The organism is Streptomyces sp. ADI95-17 (assembly GCF_003846175.1).
Lineage (GTDB): Bacteria > Actinomycetota > Actinomycetes > Streptomycetales > Streptomycetaceae > Streptomyces > Streptomyces sanglieri.
In genome coordinates this window covers 13,476-17,806 of sequence record NZ_ML123059.1, presented here as the reverse complement: position 1 = coordinate 17,806, position 4,331 = coordinate 13,476, and the positions used below count along the sequence as shown (strand labels likewise).

Here is a 4,331-nt window from a genome sequence, read left to right as displayed (position 1 = left end):
CTGTCCGCTACGGCCTTCGTGGTGTCGAGCATCTCCTGATGCTTGATCAGCTTGGGGCCGATGTCCCGTGTGGCGCCCTGAGTGAACCCCTTGGACGTGTCGAAGCCACGGCCGAGGGAGTCGAGTGGGGTGTCATCCTGGATCTGGTGGTAGTCGTCGACGATGGCCTTGCGCAGCGTGTCGTCCTCGACCGCCTTCTTCAGGAGCTGCTCGTGCTCGCTGTTCACCTGGTCCGCGTAGGCCTGTCCGGCCAGATCACCGAGGGTCTCGGACAGTCCGGTGCCTTGCCCGCGGCCCCAACGCGGCATCTTCAGGCCGAACTTCGGCCCGAGCTTCGGCGGCTTGACGCTACTGACAACCGACTCCTTCGGCATCTTCATGCCGTTGGTCGTCGGCCCCTTCGACGGTGTCTTCGGGCCGGTCGTCGTCGCGCGTGTGCCGCCGGTGTCGCCCTCGTCATCCGGACCGCGGAGCCGGTCGCGTTCGGCCCGGGCCTGTGCCAGTGCCGTCCGGGCGTCGTGGATCTGCTGCTTCGCCAGAGCACGCCCGTCCTTGATCTGCTGCTTCGCCAGAGCGCGCCCGTCCTTGGTCCTGGTCTGCTGCGGACTGGTTGCCCTGCGTTGGAGTTTGCGGATCTTCTTCTCGAGTTTGCGGACCTGCTTGTCGAGGCGCTCGACCTGCGTACCGGTGGTCTTTGGCTGCGTCTTCTTGAGGTCGCGGAGCTTGTCCGACACGTACTTGTGCTGTTTGTCCCACTTCCGCAGCTTCTGCTTTGCCTGTTCGAGTTCGGCCGGGGTCTTGGCCGCGGCGACCCGCTTCTTGCCCTGCTGGACCTTTTTTTCGGCCTTGGTGAGCTGCTTCGTGAGGCCCTTCACGGTCTGGCGCGACTCACGGTGATAGTTGATGAGGGTCTCTGCGATGTCCGGCCCGTCAGTCCTTGGCGAGAAGGTCGTGCCGCCGGTCGCTGCCCGCTTGAACTGCCACTTGACGAAGTGCTGCACGGGCAGCTTCGCCTGGTAGTACGGGTCATGGGGGTCCAGCGGGCGCTGCGCCCAGCCGTACAGGTTCCACGGCAGCTTGTTCCACCAGCTGGGCTGGTTCGCGGGGGAGCTGGCTGTCGGGTCGGGTGGGGGCGGGGCGGCCGAAGCGTCGGTTGCCGGGCCGGCCAGGACGAACCCGACCGCCGCTACGAAGGCCACCAGGGTCATTCGTAAGGCCATGGGCCAGGAACTGGGCGCTTTGTGGCTGATGGAGGTTGTGTGTGGCGCGGTGTTCACGAATTTTCTCCTCGAATGGTCTGGTCGTCACGGGGTGCGGATGCGGCCGGAAAGCCGTGGTGGACAGCTGTGTTCGTTCGCACCGCCAGGGATGGCGAGCCGGTACCTGCGGACGCGGGGTGACGCATGGGCAGGGACATCGCCGGGGCGGCGGCGGGGCGGTGAGAGAAGCGTTGCGTGGCATCGCTCCGCCGGGCAACGCATGAGGGCGGCCGGGACAGTCCGGATCTGTCCGGCCTGGTCAGGACCCGTCCCGAGGGCGAGGCGCGTCAGGGCAGGGGGGACTCGCGGACGCTTTGTAGCCGGGACACCGACAGGCCCGGACAGGGCCAGCTGGTCCCGGACTGTCCCGGCTGGCCGGAGACCTCGCTGGAACTTGGCTCGCCCGGATGCGATCGGCCGACCAGCGTCGGAGCACCCCGGTTCATGGCCCAGTCGGTACCTGAAGCCCGCCCGGCCCTCAGCGAGATAGATCAACCAGAAAGGAAGGGTTCACCACCCTGCACAGAACGAGCTCCACACCGAGGTCTCACGCACTGCGGCAACGGCCCCGGTCAGTTCCTCGGGCCAGTTCTGCCGCCGCGCTTCAGGATGGCGAACAAGCGCGAAGGTGAAGGGCCGCTGTTATTGACCACATGCCGAACTGGTGGATCCGGTGGGCCAGGAAACAAAAGATCGCCAGACTGGGCTCTTTCACCACATGAATGAGCAGGAGTGGTCATGGAGCCAGCACCCCAGCCGCAGTCGGTAACGACGTCAGCCGAGTTCGTCGCGATGCTGCGTCAGCTCCGCCGTTGGGCCGGCCTGAGCCTGCGGGATCTGGAACGACGAGCCGCCAGCGCCGGCGAGGCTCTGCCCCGCACGACAGTCTCCGGGGCACTCAACCGCACGGAGCTGCCACGCGAAGAGTTCGTCGCCGCATACGTCCGCGCCTGCGGCATCGACCCGGACACCGTCGAGATCTGGGTGTCCACACGCAGGCGTCTGGCCGTTGCCTCCGAACCGCTGCCCGTCCCGGCCCTCACCACCGAACGGCACACGGCCGACCAAGAGGCAGCAGGTGACGTACCCGACTCGGACGAGCAGTCCGAGCCCGCCGAGGCCACCACCAGCGAAACGGATGACCGAGCCGAGACTTCCGCCATCCCGGGGCAGGAAGAATTACCCGCATCCGTGGCAACCGCCAAGGCATCCCGACGAACGCCGGGCAGGGTGATACGTAAACGGGCCGCCCTGGCAGCAGGCACAGCAACCGCCCTCACAGCCCTTGTCCTGGGCACTTTGGCGTTCTGGCCGAACGACCTCCCCCGAGACGCTGCGCGGCCTTCGGTCTCCCGGTCCGACAACACCCCGGCCTCAACGCGCGCACCGAAACCGTCGAAATCACCGACACCCGTGCTCGCACCAGGCACATACCGAATGCGCGCTGCCGCCGACGGCCGGTGTGTCGCGGAGCGCCGTGAGGCCGGGGAGCCGGGCCTGTTCTTCACACCATGTACCACGAGGGAGAGCGACCGGGTCACCCTGGAGAAAACCGGAAACGGAACCTACCAGCTCATTTTCCCTAGCACGAAGGGAGAAAGCCCCCGGTGTCTAGGCGTCTTGGGCGCATCGCTCCAGGCCGGCGGGGCCGTGACCGTCCGTCACTGCGGCGATCACGAACTTGATGAGGCCGAAAAATTCCGCCTGGAGAAGACCAGCGACCACGGAGGAGGATTCCGTCTCCGAGCCGACCACCTCCGCTTCGTACCGGCAGACCAGCGACAAGACCTGTGCATCGGCGCACCGGACGGAGACAACAGCGAATGGGCCAACGTCGTCCAGTCCATATGCAGTCCTGATGAGAGCGGCACAGTTTTCCGCTTTCTCAGATGACCCGACCCGCCCACCAAGCGCTCGTTCCTGCCCACAACGAACGCCGACCTGCCCACACAGCTGAAACAACGCCTGGCCGAAGCCATCGTGCGCTACGAACGCCGCAGCCAGTAGAGCGGGGAGAAGCCCTGCCGCACGGTTGCTCGTTGGACAGGTATGACTATGACGACGTACGACACAGCTCCCCGGCCCGCCCCGAAAGCAGACGGAGCCATCCCGACGACAGTCCGCTTCGACCCGAGCGAGTCCCTGGAAATCGACCAATGGATCCTGGAGCTGAGGAACCAGACCGGCATCCGCTGGGACAAGGCCGAAGTGATCCGTGAACTGCTGCGCATGGCGCGCACGCCCGACAGCATCCTGCGGGACGCGCTGGCCGCCCGAGCTCGAAGGGCCAGCGCCTGAGCGAGCGGCCTTGAGACGCCAGAGGGTCCGCGCCGACTGCTTCCGGCACGGACCCTTGTAGCGTCTCCAGCGCGGCTACGCCGCAGCCCACTCCAGTCCGAGGCCAGCGAGCGTGGCGCATGCCGGGCGGGTCAGCAATTGGGTCAGCGGCCAGGGGTGTCCAGTGCGCCCGCGGTGGCCGTGCGCGTTTCCGTCCGGCGCGTACATGCGCTGCCCGTACGATGACCGGCGTGGCCGTCCGCCGTGCTCGGTACGCGCCCGGCGGCTCCCCCTTCCGGCCCCGATGATGGACGCCCCTGGCCTGTCCTGGGGCTACACCGGCTCCGGCCCCGGCGCCCTCGCCGCACTGATCGGCCGCCTCCTGGACGACGGAGCCGCCCACGCCCTCACCTACGGCGACAAGGGCGACGTACTGAACGGCGAACCCAAACTGGAAAAGTTCCTCCAGCTCAAACACCAGACCGGCACCCGCCTCAACCGCCGCCTGCTGGAAAACGTACGGACAAACGGACCGGACAAGCTCAGCCTCCTCACCCGCCTGCGCCTCGGTCGACCCGAGCCCTCCTGACACATCCAGCCGTAGCCACGAAAAGGCCAGCCACGTGATCCCTTGCCCGTAGCAACGAACACGGCGCCCGCCCCGGACACATCCCCGGGACGGGCGCCGCCGTTGCTCTGTCACGCCGTGGCCCACTCCAGGCCGAGATCGGCCAACTGGTGAAGCTTGGCACGGCATTCCACAGGTTCTACGGGCCCAGGACTCACTGGCTGGCG

General features: G+C 67.1%; 4 protein-coding genes. 3 read left to right on the top strand and 1 reads right to left on the bottom strand.

All coding sequences use genetic code 11. The features are described from left to right. Positions 1 to 1,220, bottom strand: a 1,220-nt coding sequence (locus tag EES42_RS45525; protein WP_164495614.1) for a hypothetical protein, incomplete at its 3' end; no start/stop codon positions are given. A 777-nt stretch (positions 1,221 to 1,997) separates the two neighbouring features. Here EES42_RS45525 and EES42_RS44325 point away from each other — a divergent pair. From EES42_RS44325 to EES42_RS44315, 3 genes are all read left to right on the top strand, one after another. Beyond that, the gene (locus tag EES42_RS44325) at positions 1,998 to 3,152 is read left to right on the top strand and encodes a helix-turn-helix domain-containing protein (RefSeq protein WP_124723843.1); all 1,155 of its coding nucleotides are present in this window, start codon (positions 1,998 to 2,000) and stop codon (positions 3,150 to 3,152) included. Between the two features lie 162 nt (positions 3,153 to 3,314). Next, positions 3,315 to 3,557 (top strand): hypothetical protein, encoded by a 243-nt coding sequence (locus EES42_RS44320; RefSeq protein ID WP_124723842.1) that lies wholly within the window; start codon positions 3,315 to 3,317, stop codon positions 3,555 to 3,557. 283 nt (positions 3,558 to 3,840) lie between these two features. After that, complete coding sequence (locus tag EES42_RS44315; protein ID WP_124723841.1) at positions 3,841 to 4,125, top strand: hypothetical protein; 285 nt, start codon at positions 3,841 to 3,843, stop codon at positions 4,123 to 4,125. The last annotated feature ends 206 nt before the right edge of the window (positions 4,126 to 4,331 follow it).